The organism is Pseudoduganella sp. GW821-FHT11H04 (assembly GCF_058807935.1).
Genome location: NZ_JBXARE010000002.1, coordinates 115,161 through 133,006, shown reverse-complemented (window position 1 = coordinate 133,006; position 17,846 = coordinate 115,161). Strand labels below are relative to the sequence as shown.

At 61.6% G+C, this 17,846-nt stretch carries 12 protein-coding genes; 5 read left to right on the top strand and 7 right to left on the bottom strand.

The genetic code is table 11. From position 1 onward, the window contains the following. Positions 1–104: 104 nt before the first annotated feature. Together AC1RTP_RS04430 and AC1RTP_RS04425 are read left to right on the top strand one after the other, a co-directional pair. Positions 105–599 carry a hypothetical protein gene (locus tag AC1RTP_RS04430; protein WP_498605085.1) on the top strand — a complete coding sequence of 165 codons (495 nt, stop codon included), beginning with the start codon at positions 105–107 and terminating at the stop codon, positions 597–599. 100 nt (positions 600–699) lie between these two features. Further along, the gene (locus tag AC1RTP_RS04425) at positions 700–2,835 is read left to right on the top strand and encodes a beta-galactosidase (RefSeq protein WP_498605084.1); all 2,136 of its coding nucleotides are present in this window, start codon (positions 700–702) and stop codon (positions 2,833–2,835) included. 95 nt (positions 2,836–2,930) lie between these two features. Here the strand turns inward: AC1RTP_RS04425 and AC1RTP_RS04420 are convergent, their stop codons facing one another. After that, entirely contained in the window at positions 2,931–3,878 is a 948-nt protein-coding gene (locus tag AC1RTP_RS04420) for an alpha/beta hydrolase (protein WP_498605082.1), read from the bottom strand. Positions 3,879–4,083: 205 nt separating this feature from the next. On the opposite strand from AC1RTP_RS04420, the gene AC1RTP_RS04415 reads away from it, so the two are divergent. The 3 genes from AC1RTP_RS04415 to AC1RTP_RS04405 all read left to right on the top strand — a co-directional run bounded on the left by AC1RTP_RS04415 (position 4,084) and on the right by AC1RTP_RS04405 (position 9,677). Continuing rightward, on the top strand, positions 4,084–5,088 hold the full coding sequence (locus AC1RTP_RS04415) for a sugar kinase (RefSeq protein WP_498605081.1): 1,005 nt from the start codon (positions 4,084–4,086) through the stop codon (positions 5,086–5,088). Positions 5,089–5,239: 151 nt separating this feature from the next. Continuing rightward, a complete protein-coding gene (locus AC1RTP_RS04410; RefSeq protein WP_498605079.1) occupies positions 5,240–6,532 on the top strand; it encodes a hypothetical protein in 1,293 nt (430 codons plus the stop codon). 40 nt (positions 6,533–6,572) lie between these two features. Beyond that, positions 6,573–9,677: a TonB-dependent receptor gene (locus AC1RTP_RS04405; protein WP_498605077.1), complete on the top strand. Its 3,105-nt coding sequence runs from the start codon at positions 6,573–6,575 to the stop codon at positions 9,675–9,677. Between the two features lie 278 nt (positions 9,678–9,955). Here the strand turns inward: AC1RTP_RS04405 and AC1RTP_RS04400 are convergent, their stop codons facing one another. From AC1RTP_RS04400 to AC1RTP_RS04375, 6 genes are all read right to left on the bottom strand, one after another. Beyond that, positions 9,956–12,100 carry an exo-alpha-sialidase gene (locus tag AC1RTP_RS04400; RefSeq protein ID WP_498605076.1) on the bottom strand — a complete coding sequence of 715 codons (2,145 nt, stop codon included), beginning with the start codon at positions 12,098–12,100 and terminating at the stop codon, positions 9,956–9,958. Positions 12,101–12,258: 158 nt separating this feature from the next. Next, positions 12,259–12,912: a FadR/GntR family transcriptional regulator gene (locus AC1RTP_RS04395; protein WP_498605074.1), complete on the bottom strand. Its 654-nt coding sequence runs from the start codon at positions 12,910–12,912 to the stop codon at positions 12,259–12,261. Positions 12,913–12,934: 22 nt separating this feature from the next. Further along, a complete protein-coding gene (locus AC1RTP_RS04390) occupies positions 12,935–13,789 on the bottom strand; it encodes an amidohydrolase family protein (protein WP_498605073.1) in 855 nt (284 codons plus the stop codon). Then, positions 13,786–14,907 carry a mannitol dehydrogenase family protein gene (locus AC1RTP_RS04385; RefSeq protein ID WP_498605071.1) on the bottom strand — a complete coding sequence of 374 codons (1,122 nt, stop codon included), beginning with the start codon at positions 14,905–14,907 and terminating at the stop codon, positions 13,786–13,788. The genes AC1RTP_RS04390 and AC1RTP_RS04385 overlap by 4 nt, the downstream gene beginning before the upstream one ends. Further along, the gene (locus AC1RTP_RS04380) at positions 14,908–15,918 is read right to left on the bottom strand and encodes a zinc-binding alcohol dehydrogenase family protein (RefSeq protein ID WP_498605070.1); all 1,011 of its coding nucleotides are present in this window, start codon (positions 15,916–15,918) and stop codon (positions 14,908–14,910) included. Between the two features lie 10 nt (positions 15,919–15,928). Then, on the bottom strand, positions 15,929–17,842 hold the full coding sequence (locus AC1RTP_RS04375) for a glycoside hydrolase family 97 protein (protein ID WP_498605069.1): 1,914 nt from the start codon (positions 17,840–17,842) through the stop codon (positions 15,929–15,931). Positions 17,843–17,846 lie beyond the last annotated feature (4 nt).

Here is a 17,846-nt window from a genome sequence, read left to right as displayed (position 1 = left end):
GGCGCAAATCCCGAATTTCGTTCAATGGATTGGCGGATTTCGCAATTGCGACTGAGCCCGACGTTTCGCAAAATGAAATTCCCATCCCAGCGAGGGTCAACATCATGCAGATTTCTCACTACAGCGCCAGGGTAGTCACTTTTCTGGCCGCCGCCATACCGGCACTGGCAGCATCCGCGCAAGCCACAACATTCCCTGTCTATGACAATGAATTCAAGAGCGGCTGGCAAAACTGGAGCTGGGCCAAGGTGGAAACACCCTCCATTGCCGGCAACGACAAACCGCTGAAAGTCCAGGGCGAAGCCTGGTCCGCCCTGTCCTTGCATCATGACGCCTTCTCGACATCGAATTTCAGCAAGCTGACTTTCCATATCAACGGCGGCGCCGAAGGAGGACAACGGCTGACGATCAAGGTGATGGCAGACGGCAAAATGCTCGACAGCAGCTATGTCATCGAGCCGAAGGCCAAGACCTGGACCATCGTCGAAGTGCCCCTCAAAGACCTGTCAGCGGAAGACCGTAACATTGAAGGCCTGTTACTGCAGGCCGACGTTGCTGCTTACAAGCCTTATTACATTACGAGGATACAGTTCGAATAAGGTCAGCGTAAATAATTAGCCGCCTCGATGATTTTTATAATTGCAATTCGGCGCCGCGCGTCCGCAGAATAAGCTGGCGAAAATTTCATGGAAAATCATCATGTTGAGACGTACCGTCCTTTCTTCCGCGCTGTCGTGCGTGCTGGCTGCGGGAACCTTGGCGCCGGCAGCCGCGCAGGCACCAGCCAGCGCCATCCCCGAATTCCCCACCATCCTGTACGGCGCGGCGTATTACCATGAATACATGCCGTCCGAGCGCCTGGAAAAAGACGTTCAGATGATGAAGGCCGCAGGCTTCAACGTTGTGCGCCTCGGCGAATCCACCTGGAGCTTGTGGGAGCCGGAAGATGGCCGCTTCGAATATGCCTGGATGGACCGCGTGATCGATGCCATGGGCAAGGCTGGTATCAAGGTCATCATGGGCACGCCGACCTATTCCATTCCGGCCTGGATGGCCAAACAGAACCCCGAAATCCTGGCGCGCAAGTTTAACGGCCAGCAGAACACCTACGGCATGCGGCAGAACATGAACACCGATTCCGCCGCTTACCGTTTCTATGCCGAGCGCCTGATCCGCAAGATCGCCGCACGCTACAAGGACAATCCGAATGTGATCGGCTGGCAGGTCGATAACGAAACCGGCAGCTATGGCGCGGCCAACGAGGACGTCTTCGTACGCTTCCAGCACTATCTGGAGAAGAAATTCGGCACGCCGGAAAACCTGAGCAAGGCATGGCTGCTGAATTATTGGGGCCAGGACTTGCACAGCTGGGCCGACCTGCCCCGCCCCGACGGGGCGCAGAGCACCGGCTACAAACTCGAATGGTCGCGCTGGAGCCAGATGCGCGTGACCGAGTTTCTCGATTGGCAAGCGAAGCTGATCCGTGAAAACGGTTCGCCGCGCCAGTTCGTCACCCACGACTTCGCGGGATCCTTGCACAACGACGTCAATGAGGAAGCCGTGGCGCGTTCGCTCGACGTCCCGGCCGTGAATATTTATCACTGGGGCCAGCGCGAGTACTACAACGGCGCCGACCAGGCGCTGCAAGGCGACTTCACACGCTCGCTCAAGCGCGGCAATTTCCTGGTGACCGAGACCAATGCGCAATCCACCGACTGGAGTTCGTCCTTCCAGTACCCTCCTTACGACGGGCAGTTCCGCGAAGATGTGTACACCCATCTCGCGAATGGCGCGAATATGGTCGAATACTGGCACTGGTCGTCGATCCATGCCAATCAGGAGACTTACTGGAAAGGCGTACTGTCGCACGATATGGAGCCTAACCGCGCCTATGCCGAAATGAGCCGCACTGGCCGCGAGCTGAAGGACATCGGCCGCAAGCTGGTCAACCTGAAGGTCCGCAACGATGTCGCCATCCTGTGGAGCCGCGACTCGCTGAACGCCATCAACGATATGCCGTTCGCGAAGCAGTCGCAGTGGGGAGGCAGCGGCAGCAGTGCCGACTACGGCTCGCTGGTACGGCAGATCCACCGCCAGTTGTACGAGCTGAATGTCGGCACCGATTTCGTCTTTACTGATACGCAGGACTTCTCGTCCTACAAAATGCTGGTCGTGCCTTCGCTTTACGTGGCGGATGATGCCCTGCTGCGACGCATCACGGAATACATCAGCAAAGGCGGCCGTGTCGTCATGACGTTCAAGAGCGGTTTCACCGACGAAAACACCTTTGTGCGCCCGACCATGGCGCCCGGGCCGTTGCGTGAAGCTCTTGGTTTCCATTACCAGGAATTCTCCAACCTGGCGCAGCCTCTGACATTGAAAGGCGACCCGTTCCAGGCCGGCTCCGACAACAAGGTGCAGTATTGGGCCGAATTCCTGCAGCTCGACACCGCCAAGGCGCTGGCTTATTATGATCATCACTTCTTCGGCCGCTGGCCGGCCATCACCGCCAACAACTTTGGTGCGGGCAAGGTCATTTATGAGGGGACCTATCTGTCGGATAAATTGCAGAAAGCCGTGTTGCAATCGGCACTGCAGGAGGTGGGACTGACCGGGCCTGACCAGCAGCTTCCGCCAAGCGTGAAGACCCGCAGCGGCACCAACGGCTTCAAGCGGGCGATCCACTATTACTTCAATTATTCAGGCGAAGAAGTGAGCTTCAACTATGCGCGCAAAACCGGGGCCAATCTTTTGACCGGAAAACGCGTCGCCAACGCGGATCAGCTCACACTGGGTCCATGGGACCTCGCCATCATCGAAGAAGACGGCAGGTGAATCTTTAGCCGTAGAAAAGAACGGCCAAGGCACAAAGCCTTGGCCGTTTTCCAAGTGGGCGAGCGGTACCCAGCGCCGGTGCACCGGCTCACTCTTCATTGGTTATCAATACTGGCCGTCGGCTCGCGGAAAATCAATTGAGAAAACTGGTACAGGTTCTCCACCCAGCTTTCGCGGTCATGTCCATATCCATCGACATTCCAAACATGGGGCACATGGTGCTCGCGCAGGCTGCGGTGGAAGTCCTGCGAAACGCCGATCAAGCCGTCTTGACTTCCGCAGGAAAGGTAGAGCAGCCGCGGGCGGCCCCGCTCACCGGTTTCCGGCAAGAGGCTGGCGGCGGCACGGGTATTGGGCGCGGCGGAAAATCCGGCCACCCAGGCAAATGTCTCCAGGTGGCCCAGTCCATAGTTCAGCGCCTGGCCGCCGCCCATCGACAGGCCGGCGATCGCGCGCTGTCCGCGCTCCGGCGAGGCCGCATAGGCGCGTTCGACGGCAGGGATCAAGGACTCCAGCAGGTCGCGTTCGAAGTTTGCAAAGCCGGCGATATGTTCGGGTGTGAAAATGCGTTCGGAAGGTGGCGGCCGGTCGTCCGGTAAGGCCCGGCCGTTGGGCATGACGACAATCATCGGAACCGCCTTGCCGGCGCCGATCACGTTATCGAGAACTGCTCCGGCGCGCACATAGCCGCGCCATTCGTCGTGGTTGCCGGCGATGCCATGCAACAGGTAAAGAACGGGATAGCGGCGCTGCGCGGAATACCCCGCCGGCAGGTAAACACTGGCCTTGCGCCGGGTGCCGGTGACCGCCGAGTCGTAGCTGAACTCCACCATGCTTCCCTGCGCGACGCCGGCCCGCGCATGATCAAAGCCGGCAGGAGGTGCCGGGAAGGCGCGCACGTCGTCGGGGGCGAGGGTGATGGGTTTGGGCTGCACATTGCCCGGCCGTTCAGGATTCTCGGCGGCACGGCTTTCCTGCGCTGGCAGCGCAAGGGCCGCAGCCAACACGCTGGCGATGGCGATGGGCGCAAATCTGTCTAGCATCGGACGCACTCCAGGAAAGGTGAAAAAGAACTCGCTTGGCAGGGTTTTCGGCCGATTCTGCGGGCCGCACAATCGCGCGGCAATTCCAATATTCACCAAGCACACACACTATTTTCAGCAGGCACCATGGAAATGGTGGATTTCATTGTCGGCATTGGCCAATTTCAGCATTGCGCTGCGCCGATGGGGTTTGCAAGATACGTGTATGAAAAATAACGTCGTCTGTTTCGGAGAACTCCTGCTCCGCATGTCCGCGCCGGCCGGCCAGGTGATGCTGCAATCGCCGTGCCTCGATATCTGCATCGGCGGCGCCGAAGCCAATGTCGCCGTCTCATTGGCGCGCCTGGGTCACCGCGTGTCATTGGCCAGCAGCCTGCCCGCCAACGCCCTAGGCGAGTCAGTACGCGACGGTTTGCGGGCGCACGGCGTCGACACACACGCCATTCACTTTGCACCAGGGCGCATCGGGCTCTATTTCCTGACGCCTGGCGCAGTGATGCGCCCATCCGAAATCATTTACGATCGCGCTGGATCGGTCTTCACCGAGACGGCACTTGATATTTATCGCTGGCCAGCCTTGCTCGAAGGCGCAAGCTGGCTGCATGTATCCGGCGTATCGCCCGCCACCGGCGAACGCGGTGCGCAAGCGACCCTGGCTGCCGTGCGCGCAGCGCGCGAGCTGGGCGTGAAGGTTTCCTTTGACGGCAACTATCGCGCATCGCTATGGGCCCAGCGCGGCTGCGACGGCGCCGACGTGCTGGCCGAAGTGATGCGGTACGCCGACCTGGTGTTTGCCGACCAGCGCGATTTCGCCCTGCTTCTGCGGCGCCCGGACCTGGCCCGGCGTAGCCGCGCCGAAGCCATGGAGGCCGCGTTTGCAGCCTTCCCGCAATTGTCCATCGTCGCCGCGACAAGCCGCTCCCAGCTCGCCAACGATCGCCACAACCTGGCGGCAACACTGCATACGCGCACCGGTTCGGTAGGGGCGCGCGAATACGAACTGCACGGCATTGTCGACCGCATCGGCACGGGCGATGCCTTTGCCGCAGGCGTCTTGCATGGCCTGCTGCGCGGATGGAGCGACGACAAGACTCTTGAGTTCGGGCTTGCCGCTGCGGTGGCCAAGCATTCGATCGCCGGCGATTTCAACCTCGCCAACGAGTCGCAAATTGACGCCGTACGCAGCGGATCGCTCAACGTGCGCCGCTGATGCGGCAGCCCCCTGACGAATATTGTCTGTTGTATTGATGTTTTTTGTAATTGATGGTGCACGCAGAGAATTGCACCATGTAGCTAGCTATTACGAAGTATGAAGTCAGTTCAAATAAATCTGTGAGAGACGAATCATGAGGAGACATGCGATGAAATTCCAAGCTTCAACGGCCGGGCTGGCCTGTATCACGTTGCTGAGCGCCTGCGGCGGTGGCGGTGGAGGCGGTGGTGGTGAAGGCGTCAGCACTGCGACCGGCAGCAAATTCCAGTCGGTCGATTTTGGCTACCCGGGCCCGCGCTTCCTGGCCACGCCAGCGGCGCCGCTGGTCGCAACCGCGTCGTCGGGTCTGGCTGTCTCCTTCACGTCGAATACCCCGGACTTCTGCACAGTCAAAGACGGAAACCTGGTACCGGTCAAACCGGGCGAATGCTCGATCACGGCAAGCCAGGCTGGCGACTCCGTCTATGCGTCGGCCAGCTCCCAGCAGCTGTTCAAAGTTCTGAAGAAAGCGCAGTTGATCACCTTCGAATCGCCTGGCTTCCAGGCCATCAACTCGCAGCCGGCACCGCTGGCTGCAACCGCCAACTCCGGCCTGCAGGTCAGTTACGCATCCACCACTCCAGCTGTCTGCACCGTCAGCGGCAACACACTGACGCTGGTATCCAAGGGCCAGTGCGGCCTGACCGCCAGCCAGGACGGCGACACCAATTATGATGCCGCCAAGCCGCAAATGGTCGGGTTCACCGTGGGCGACGCACCACCGCCGGTACTGCCCCTGCTGTCCGGCTACGCTTCGAAGAACGGCACGCTGGAAGGCGGCACGATCTCCACCTGGGCAGGCAGCAATATCGACGGCTGGTGGTGCAGCGACGCCAACTGGTGCGCCGCCACGGCCAGCGCCGACGGCAGCACCTTCAGCTTCCATTACCTGATCCAGACCAAGGATCCAGCACACCCGAACAACGACGGCTGGATCGGCGGCTATGCCGGTTTCAGCATCGTGACTGCAGGCGTCGGCAGCATCAGTACCACGGGCAACACGACTGGCGGCGTCCAGGTCGACAAGCAGACCACGCTCAAGTTCAATCTGGGCCAAAACGCCGAATGGGCAGGCATCGACAACGGCCATGACGTGAAGGTCACGCTGACCCTGGGCCACTTCGCCTTGAAAAACAACAAGGCCTGCAACGTCAGCCTGAATACTGTCCTTAAGCCAAAGAGCGCCGCCGTGCAAAAGTACGAGCTGCAATTGGCCGACTTCACCGCGATCGGCGAAAGCTGCGGCATGACCCTGAATGCAGCCACCGAACTGGCTACTTATCCGATCGTGATGATTTCGTTCGACGCAGGCCAAACCAACACCTCGGTACAGAGCTCCACGGCCGCCAGCCCAACCTATCCGACCGAGATCACCCTGAACGGCGCTATCACCGTGCAGTAACAGGGCTATCGAGCAATTTTTATAAAGGGAGTATGAAGTGATGCGGAGACATATCAAAAGAACCGCGCTGTCTATTGCGGTCGCACAAGCAGTCCTGGTTGTCGGCGGTGTAGCGCAAGCGCAGAGCGCCGACCAGGCCACCGGCAACGCCACGCCGACGATCATCGTCAGCGGCCAGCGCGCGGCAATGCAGTCGGCTTCCAAACTCAAACAATACGCCGACGAAATCGTCGACGCCGTGGTGGCCGAGGAAGCCGGCAAGCTGCCCGACAAATCGATCACAGAAGTGCTGCAGCGCGTCGTCGGCGTGACCATCGACCGCAATCGCTCGCGCGGCGACCCTGAGCACTTTTCCGTGGAAGGCTCCGGCATTGCGATCCGCGGCCTGACCTGGGGCTCTTCCACCCTGAATGGCCGCGAGTCCTTCTCGGCCGGCTGGCCTGGCCGTGAGCTGAGCTGGGGCGACGTGCCGCCGGAACTGATGTCCGCCGTTATCGTGCACAAGAACCCGCCGGCCAACCTGATCGAGGGTGGCGTGAGCGGCCAGGTGGACCTGCGCACCGCACTGCCGTTCGACTACAAGAACGAGAAGTTCGCCTTCTCGGCAAACGGCAACTACAACCAGTTGGGCAGCCAGAAATCGCCAGGCGCCTCCGCGCTGTACTCAAAGCGTTGGGATACTAGCGCCGGCCAGTTCGGCGCGCTGATTGACCTGTCATTCAACCGCACCAACACCCACAACGACACGGTGCAGATGGACGCCTTTTATCCACGCGACGATATCGAAAAAGGCAAGATTTTCTGGACGCCGAAATCGGCGTCTTGGCGCAGCAACACCGGCGAAACTACCCGTGCCGGCGTCTACGGTGCACTGCAATGGAAGAACGACAAGCTCGAAACCGCGCTGACCTATTTCCATTCCGGCTACAAGGAGAAGAGCGAGGAGTATGCGCTGTACACCGGCGTGGAGGACGCATACAAGTCAAAGCTCATTAATCCGGTATTCGACGCCAACGGCGTATTGGAATCGGCCACCTACACCTATCCGATCGGCGGCCGAGGTGCAAACAACTTCGCCGCTGGCGGCCTGAGTTTCAATTCCAACACCGGTTTCGCAGACCGCCGCTCGCAGACGCGCGAAATCGCCTGGAATACCAAGTGGAAGGTCAACGATCACTGGACGGTCCAGAACGACCTGCAGTGGGTGCATTCGACCAACAAGAACTTCTCGAGCAATATGGCGCTTGACACCTATGTGCCGAGCATGAACATCTCGACCAAAGGCAACCCGCCCGACATCAGCTTTGACCAGACGGCGCGCGACTTCCTGTCAAATTCAGGCAACTACTACCTGGACCACTTCATGCCGAGCCTGAGCAAGGCGTCCGGCGACCTGTACGCGTGGAAGCTCGATGCCAAGGTGCGTTTCGACCATCCGATCATGCGCGACATGAACTTCGGCGTGCGCCTGACCGACCGCTCGGCAACGCGCATCAACGCCGGTGGCAGCGGCTGGTTCAGCGTGGCCGAGCCATGGAATGTGAAGACCACCAGTATTCCGGGCCGCCTGCCAAGTTCCACCGACATGGCGAGCTGGCAGCCCCGCGGCAGCTTCGGCTACTTGAGCGATCCGCGCTATGCTGCCCTGGTACCGACCAGCCTGTACAGCTTCAACAATTTCTTCAACGGCAAAACCACCCTGCCGCCGTCCTTGGTCATGCCATCCATGGCATTCACCAAGGATTACCCGGGCGCTTACCAGCAATCCACGCAGATTTTGCAGATGGAATGCCAGGACGGCAATCAGCTGTATGGCGGCACCAAAGACTGTTCTACTGAGGGTAACGGCTGGAAGCCGCTGACGTACGACGGCGACCCAGCCAACACTGCCCGCCAGAAGGAACGCACCCAGGCTGCCTTCGTATCGACCCGCTTCGCCTTCGACGACTGGCGCTTCCCGGTGGAAGGCAATGCCGGCCTGCGCGCGGTCCGCACCCGAACCATCGCCCATGGCTACACTATCTTCAAGCCGAATTACGGCACCAATCCGGTCCCGGAAGTGCCGCAGTTCGGTCCCATCGACGAGCCGATTGATGCCGAACACAAATACACCAACTACCTGCCTAGCCTTAACCTGAAGGCAGACCTGACCGACAAGCTGCAGGCGCGCCTTGCCTTCGCAAAGTCGATGTACCGTCCAGGCTTCGGTGACCTGCGCGAGTACATCCAGCTGAAGCAGGACGTCATCACCGACCCCAACACGCACAACGTGACGAACATCGTCTACAGCGGCACCGACGACGGCAACGTCAAGCTGAAGCCGATTACCGCCAACAGCTATGACCTGTCGCTCGAATGGTATCCGGGCAACGGCTCCTCGCTGACGTTCGGCCTGTTCCACAAAAAGGTGAAGGACATCATCCTGCCGTCGGCCTTCGCCCGCAGCTACAAAGACCTGGCCGGCAACGACCAGAGCTTCCTTGTCACCGCGCCGAACAACGCCGCCAGCGGCAAGATCAGCGGTGCGGAAATCGCCGGCCAGACATATTTCGACCACGTGCCGGGCCTGCAGAACCTGCTGCCGGAGTGGGCCAAGGGCTTTGGTATTTCGGCCAACTACACCTATATCAAGAGCAAGCAGACCCTCGACCATCCGTTCGACCTGAAATACTGCCCTGCATCGGGTTCGTTCAACAACAGCTCCTTGAACGTGTATGGCTGCGACACCAACGGCCTGCCATTCACCGACCTGCCGATCATGTACCTGTCCAGGAACGCCTACAACGTGGCGCTCCTGTACGATCGCGGTCCGCTGTCGATGCGCCTGGCATACAGCTGGCGCGGACGCTTCCTGCAGGGCGTGACTGTCAACGGAACCCAAGGTACCGACGCGACCAGCGCCGATCCAGCCCGTCCAAACATGCACGATGTGGGCTGGGGCCTGCCAACCTGGCAGGAAGCCATGGGCCAGCTCGACTTTGGTCTCGACTACAAGATGACCGACCGTTGGTCGGCCAGCTTCTCGGCCACCAACCTGACCGACGTCGTGATCCGTCAAACGCAGCAACAGCACATCGGCAATATGGGCCGCGCCTGGTTTGAGCCAGGCCGCAGCTACCGCGTCTCGCTGCGCTACATGTTCTAACCGTTCCGACTGACTCCCGCCGCGCTCCAAAAGAAGACGCGACGGGAGTTTTCCTTATTCCTCACCGTTTGCTGGGCCCCCGGCAATCAGTGAGGAATTTTTTTGCCTCGACAGACGTACGCATCCCGCGCACTGTGCATCGCCCTTCGAGCAAATATCAGGGGAAAACTTTTCCGCAGGAAGTTGAGCGTACCAGATAAAGAAAAAGCGGCGGGTGAATGCTTCCCCGCCGCTTTCATTTTCATTCCTACGTCACGGCTCGCCGTGATCGGAACTTCTTATGGCCGGCCGACCACGATACCACGGCCCACGGTGCTCATATACACCACGCCAAAGGTGTTCATGTCGCCAACGATGAACTTTCCGTTGCCAATGCCGCCGTACTGGTGAGCATTGTCATTGATGCGGGTCCAGTTGGCGCCGGCATCGGTCGAACGGAACACGCCGCGCACGCCGCCGACCGTTCCCCAGATGAAGACCGTCGGATAAGTCGCACCGGTGGCCGCCTTGCCGAAGCCCACGGCGGCACAGTACGACACATTGGAGAGGTTGCTGAACTGCCATCCCGAGCTGGTGGTGCGTGCCAGGCCACCGCCATAGAGCGGCACCCAGATATCGCCTTCCCGGCCCGGTGCAGCGCGGATCGCGTCCGAACCCCAGGTGGCCAGGGTATTGAACTTCCAGAACGATGCGCCGCCGTCGGTGCTGATCATGAAGCTGCCATCGCTCGGGCTGTACACGTAGAACTTGCTGGCATTGGAAGGATCGGCAACCGGACGCGCATTGTTGACGCCCAGGCCACCTACCGCCGACCAGTTTCCGCCCATATTGGTCGAACGGTAGGTCGTCGTCGAATTTTCCGGGCTATGCAGCAGCGCAGCGCCGCTGGCCGACAGGGCAACCTGGCCTTTGCTGCCGTTCATCGACACCTGTGACCAATTGGTCCCGCCATTGGCCGACGTGTACATATTGTTACCGACACGCACCACCATACTGGTGTTGGCGTCCGCCACGGCCAGGCCAGTGGTGGTACCCATTCGCGGTGAATACATCGGGTTGGTGTATGTGAAGGTGTTGTAGTGCTGGAAGCCGTCAACGTCGCCCAGCGCCGACAGCACCGGTCCGCCGGCGATGCTGTTGATATTCAGCGGCACCGTCTCCTCCAGGCCTTTTGTCACAAAAGTCCAGGTGGTGGTCGCAGCGTCAATGTCGCTGGTCCTGAAAATGCCGTTACCCGAAGTGACCCATACGGTTTTCGTATTGAACGGGTCAAAAGCCACGGTGCCGGCCCAGTGGATCGAGGAGCCGGCGATCCAGCTGATGCCGCCGGTATCCAGGGCATAGCCGCGCGAGACAACATCAACCCAGCTGGCGCCGCCGTTATTCGACGTATAGAAATGGTCGCCCCAATTGCTTCCCTGTGCGGCATACATGTTGACCGTCGATGCCACCAGGTGCTGGGAATTGTTCGGATCCACACTGATGCCGCTGAACGCGCGCGTCACGCCGGACGGCGTGATATTGGTCCAGGCCCCGTTCGAGATCGTATACTTCCAGATCGCGCCGGTATCCATTGGCTCCGTTCCCGACTGGTTGCCATGCGGGCCGGCGCCGTTGCCATAGGTGACGATCAGGTTGCCGCTGCCGTCGAACGCGGCGCGCTGCGGCATCAAGCCCGAAGGAGCACCCGACACGGCCGAGAAGGAAGCGCCCGCGTTATCGCTGCGGTAGAAGTTTGCGCCCACCGAACCGTAGCGCGACACACCCACGAACAGGCGCTGCGCCACGCCGCCCGACACGCTGGACGGATCTGCCATCACGACACTGATGCCGTTGTCGTTCGGCGTCGTGGTCACGTTCAGCGAAGTCACCTGCGACCAGCTGGAACCGGAATTGGTGCTCTTGAACAGACCATTCCAGCGCGTGCCCACGTACAGCACATTGCTGGAACCAGGATCGACTACCAGGCGCTCGCCGGACTGGCGACCCATGCCGTTGCCGTGCGCCTTGAACTGGCTGGTCGTATCAATTGTGGTGAACGTGGCGCCGTAATCGTTCGAGCGCAGGATGGCGGTTTTTCCGCCATTGAAATAGCTGGTCCCTGCCAGCATGTAGACGTTGCGCGCGCTCTTGGGGTCAATGGCCAGCGCTTCCACACCAAGGTAGCCGGTCTGGTCATCCGACACCCAGTCCAGCATCGACACCCAACGACCGTTCGCATTGTCCCAGCGGAATGCCCCGCCGACGTCGGTGCGCGCATACACCACGCCGGATTCGGTCTTGCTTGGAATGATCGCCGAAACGAAGCCACCGCCGCCCATGGCGACGGTGTCCCAACTATAGGCGGCAGCGGGCTGCTGTACCGCCATCGCCATCGCTCCGCTGGCCGCAGCCATGCAGAGCGCTGATCTGATCCACTTCATATTATTGTCTCCCAATTGAATTGAACAACCCCTGCCCGCCAATATCAGCGGCAGGTATTCAAAACATATAGGAAACAAAGCCGACGCACTGCTACAGCGGCGCGGCTTGAGTTAAATCGTTGTTGCAGTTGGCCGAATTCGTAAAGCGCCCGAAGGCATCAGGAGCCGCCGGACAAGGTCCGGTGCACGCGCGCCAGATGCGCACGCATGGCCTGTCGCGCACCAGCCTCGTCGCGCGCCGCAACGGCCGCGAATACAGCCCGGTGGTCGGCCAGCGTGGCCTCGCCCAGTTCTTCGGTGCGGTAATGATGCTTGAGGCGATGCGCCATGGCGCCGCGCTGGTCCCACAGGTATTCTACTACCGCCACCAGCGCCGAATTGCCGGCCGCACGGGCCAGGGCCAGATGGAAGTTGCGGTCCGACGCCTCATGGCTGGCGGGATCCGCGTAGGTGCGCTCCATGTCGATCACGGCCGCCAGGATCGCGTCCAGGGAGGCATCGGTTGCATTGCGGGCAGCCCTTGCCGCTACTTCCGCCTCAATCAAGCGGCGCGCTGCCAGCACTTCGAATGGTCCGGGCCCAGCTTCAGGGTCAATAACAGCCGGTTCGCGCCGCCGGGCGACATACACTCCCGAACCGCCGCGCACCTCGATTTCACCGCTGATCTCCAGCGCGACAAAAGCTTCCCGCAGCGACGCGCGGCTGACACCCAGCCTGGCGGCCAGGTCCCGCTCCGCTGGAAGCCTCGAACCAGCGTCCAGGCCCTCTTCCTCGATCAGCCGCTGGATCCGCTCCGCTACCAGCCGATACATTCGGACCTCGCTCCTGGCTGCATCATTGGGCATCATGATTCCCCGGCTTCCCGATTCCATAGAAGCGCTGTGCATTCAGGCCAAACACCGCCTGCCGCTGCGCTTCGCTCAGATGTGCCAAAAGCGCTTCGCTGGCATCCACCCACGCGCCGTAGTCGGAGGCCAGCCTGAGTACGGGCCAGTCGCTGCCCCACAGCACACGCTCCGGGCCGAAGACCCGCAGGATATATTGGGTGTAGGGCTGCAATTGCCCAACGGTCCATTCGGGACCGGCCTCGGTCACCATCCCGGACAGCTTGCAATGCACATGCGGCTCAGCCGCCAGGAGCTCCATATCCCGCAGCCACCGCATCTCCGGCTCGCCCTGCATGACCGGCTTGGCCAGGTGGTCGATTACGATTGGCAGTTCCGGGAAGCGGCGCGCAAATTCCAGCAGTGCCGGCAGGTGGCGCGGCAGGACCAGCGCGTCGAAACGCAGCCCGTGCTCCAGCATGGCCTCCACTGCCGGCGCAAGGGCCGGGTCGGCGATCCAGCGGTCATCGTCCAGGTCTTGCAGCATGGGGCGCAGCCCCCGCAGCCGAGGGTGCTGCGCCAACGCCGCGATCCTCTCCGGCGCGGCGCGTGCCTTCAGGTCGGTCCAACCGACAACAGCGCCAATAAAGCTGTAGCGGTCGGACAGGTCCAGCATGAAGTGCGTGTCGCTCTCATTCGGCATGGATTGCACCAGCACAGTAGCGGCCACGCCGTTCTGGTGCAGCAGCGCTCCGAGGTCTTCCGGATAGAAGTCGCGGTAGATTGCCTCCAGTTGCGGCGGCGGCCAAGCTCCAGCGCGTGCAGCCAGGCGCCAGAAATGCTGGTGGGAGTCGATGCGCTTCATGCAGCTACGCCTTGCCCCATGGCCGCACGCAAACGCAATTGCAGCAGTTCAAGCCCCAATTCAGCGGCCAGGTCCAGTGCGGGCTGCAGGCGGCGGCGCTTCTTTTCCTCGTGGTTTTGGGCGATATCGGCCAGACGATGGTCGAGGAAAGGATTGCAGAAGCGGTCCCTGACTTGCGCCAGGTAGGCACGGCTCACGTCCCCCTCCCCCAGCGCTGCGAACAGTGGCAGCACTTCCTCCTCCCAAAGCGCTTCCAGTTCAGCGCGCAGTGCGGGGTCGGCCATGGCCTCGCGCACAGTCTCATCGGCCGGACGTGCTGCCGCCAGCCATTGCTCGGCCAGGAAAGTGTGGCCCAGGTTCAGCATCAGCAGCTTGCGCCGCTCATAAGGCTCCAGCCGGTCAGTCACCACGATCTGCGGGTGGGTGCATGGCAGGACCATACCCGGCTGCGATTCGATGGCCCACAAGGCATACGGTTCGGCCACCGCACCGGCCGGCTCAAGTGCCTGCGACACGATGCGGTCCACCAGCGAATTGACCCAGACGCAGGAATGCTCCAGCCATGCAAGGTAAGCGCTGTCCATGCTCCAGCTGCGCGCCAGCCCAAGCACCACGTCTCGCAGCACACTGCCGTTATTGGCAATCAGTTCGCACGGCATCAGCGTAATCGGCGCCGCCCCGAGCTGGTAACGGGCGTGCAGCAGCACCAGCAGCTTGGCAGGGAAGCTTTGCGGCGCCGGGCCACCTTCCAGCAGGCGCGCGTCGTCGGCAGCGCTCAACTCGTAGCCTCTGTCGCCCGTATTCGATACGATCACCTGCGCTGCTGCGGCTGCGGCCACCACGCGAGGCCATTCACGGCTGGTCTGTAGTGCATCGCCAACCGCCGTGACCTGCTGCGTGCGCTGGTACGGAGCCCCGTCCTGCCAGCCGCGAATGATGACTGGATAGCCGCCGGCATCCTTGAAAGCGGCCACCCGGCGCGCACTCTCGGTACTGCTGGTGGTCTGCACCACCGTGACCTGACCCAGGGCATTGCCGCTTTCCAGCGCCTCGCCGATGAACAGGTCAACGTGCGCCTGCAGGAAGCGGCTGGTACCGAATTGAAGAATCGGATGCATTTACACCTCGACGATGGCCTTGATCACGCCGCTGGCCGGGTCCATCCACTGCGGCAGGACGTCGATAAAACCATCCAGCGTGGTGCGATGAGTGTTCATCAGCACCGTCGGCACCAGGCCAGCCTTCATCGCGTCGAGCACCGCACGGAAGTCGTCGGCAGTAGCGTTGCGGCTGCCCAACAGATTGGTTTCGCGCTTGTGGAATTCAGGGTCGGCGAAGGAAATCCGGTCCAGCACGATCGATACCAGCACATAGGTGCCGCCGTGCGCGACAAATTCCAGGCCGCGCTCCATCGCCTTGACATTACCGGTGGCGTCGAACACCACGTCGTAGAACTCGCCCTCGGTCAGCGCCGACAACACATCCTTGTCGCCCTCGCCCACCAGCACCGTGTGTGGCGCCTTGAGGACGTCGCGGCTGAACGCCAGCCGGTCCTCGCGGGTATCGAGCACGGTCACGATTGCACCGTTCAAACGGGCGAACAGCATGGCGGCCAGGCCGATAGGCCCGGCGCCCACCACCAGCACGCACTGCCCTTCCTTGACCGCGCCACGGCGTACTGCATGCGCGCCAATTGCCAGGAATTCCAGCATTGCCGCCTCGTCGAGCGAAATGCCGTCGGTCTTGAACACGAATTGCGCCGGCAGCGCCAGGTATTCCGCCATGCCGCCGTCGCGGTGCACACCCAGCACCTTGATATTCGTGCAGCAATTGGTCTTACCCTTGCGGCAGGCAACGCAGCTTCCACACGACAGGTAAGGCATGACGTAGACCTGGTCGCCGGCCGCCAGGCCGGAACCATCCGGCGCACTGACGATTTCACCCGACAGTTCATGTCCCATCACGCGTGGATACTGCAGGAATGGCTGGGTGCCGCGGAAAATATGCATGTCCGTGCCGCACAAGCCAATACGGCGCACCCGCACCAGCACTTCGCCCGGACCGGGGACCGGAACCGGCACTTCTCTCATGCGCAACTCACCTGGCGCCTGGCATACAACTGTCTTCATTTCAGTTCCCTTACTTTGCTGCTACCGGTTCGAGGATTACTGCCGCACCGCCCGCAGTGCCAAGCCGCAGCGGCAACACATCACCCGCTTTTACTTCGCGCACGGCGCGTTTCAGTTCGTTCGGCGTGGCGCCGTCTTCCCACACCGCGGCGCGGTAGCGTCCAGGCGGCAGGAAGCGCAGTGATACCTGCTCGACACGGCCTTCATCCGCTGTCATCGCACCGAGATACCAACTGCTACCCTGGCGCCGCACCAGCACGATATCGTGCCCCGGCACGCCCGACAGGAAACGGGTTTCATCCCAGGCTGTCGGCACGCGCTGGATAAAGTCGAAGCCAGCAGCGTCGCGGTACCGCTCCGGCTCGCCGGATACCATCTGGAGCGGGCTGTCATAGACCACATACATCGCCAGGGCCTGGCCGCGGGTGGACTGCGTCATCGGATTCACTTCGCGTACCTTGTAGGTCGCCGGCGTGGCGTTGTCGAAGCCGCCGGGCGTGTAATCCAGTGGACCGGCCAGCATGCGCGTGTATGGCAACATCAGGTTGTGGTGCGGCGTGATCTTGTCGTTCATCTTGTTCCATTCCGCGCCCATCACGCCTTCCTGGGTGATGAAGTTGGGATAGGTTCGCTGCAAGCCGGCAGGCACGTAGGCGCCGTGCAGGTCCAGCAGCAGGTGGCGCTTGGCCGTCGCTTCCGCCACGCGCTGGTAGAACGCAACCACATCCTGGTCATCGCGGTTCATGAAGTCGATCTTTACGCCCTTGATGCCCCAGCGGGCATAGGTGTCGAGCACTTCGTCCATGCGCGGCGCGACGTGCTCCCAGTGCGCCCAAAGCATCAGTTCGACGCCCTTGCCTTTCGCATAGCGCACCAGTTCCGGTATATCGATGCCGTCCGCAGCGCGTGTGACATCGGTGGCCGGATTGGCATCGCAGCACCCGCCGGGACCGGATGCCCAGCCAGCGTCGATCAGGTAATACGGGAAGCCGGATGCCGCCGCGAAGTCGATGAAGCGCTTGTAGCTGGCCATGTCGGGCTTCATGCCGACCAGGGGACCCGACCACCAGTCCCACGCCGCCTTTCCGGGACGCACCCAGCTGAAGTCACCCTCCGGCGCAGGATTCAAGTTGCCGATCAGGTTCGAACCAATCAGGTCTCCCGCACGGTTGCCGATCATGACTGCGCGCCAGGCTGTCGTCAGTCCGGCCTGCGACACAAAGGCCGGTGTCGGGCGCTTAGGCGGCGCGGAGAGGCGCACACGCAGCCCGCCGCCTTCCGGCACCAGCGCAGCGCCGGTATAGCTTGTGAGATTAGCTTGGGTGATCGCATAGGTGGTCTTCGCTTCTGGCACGCTGCAGACTACCGGCACATCGTAAGCCTGGCCCGCACGCAATTGGGACACTTTCACGTTCTCAAAAGGCACCTCATGCGCCCCGTCCGCAAGCGACACCAGGCATTCCTGATCGCCGGCCGGAACAAACGCCGTACGTTCGCCGCGCAGTCGCACTGCTTCGGCGGTATCGATGCGGTAGCGGAACGCCACGCCATCGTCATATGCCCGCACATCGATCAGCAGGCGCCGGCCGGCACCCTCGCGCTCCTTGAACGCCAGGGTGGCGCCGCGATAGTGGTCACGCGCCGATGCAACCTTGGTCGCGACCAGAGGGATGCGGCGGTCGACCTTGATGTCGTGGCGGGAGTCCAGTGCCAATGCGCCGAAATCTGCTGCGCCATCGAACTCCAGGCCCAGGGGCGAAGATGCGATCAAGGTCTTTCCACCGCGCGCAACTGTGAAGTGGCTCGCGTCTTCCGAAATCCGGATCGCAATGCGCCCATCCGGCGAAGTGACGGTTGCGGGAGCTGCCGTGGCAAAGGCCGCTGGCAGGAGCACGGCTGCAACGGCAGCCGAAATGGAGGTCAAATTT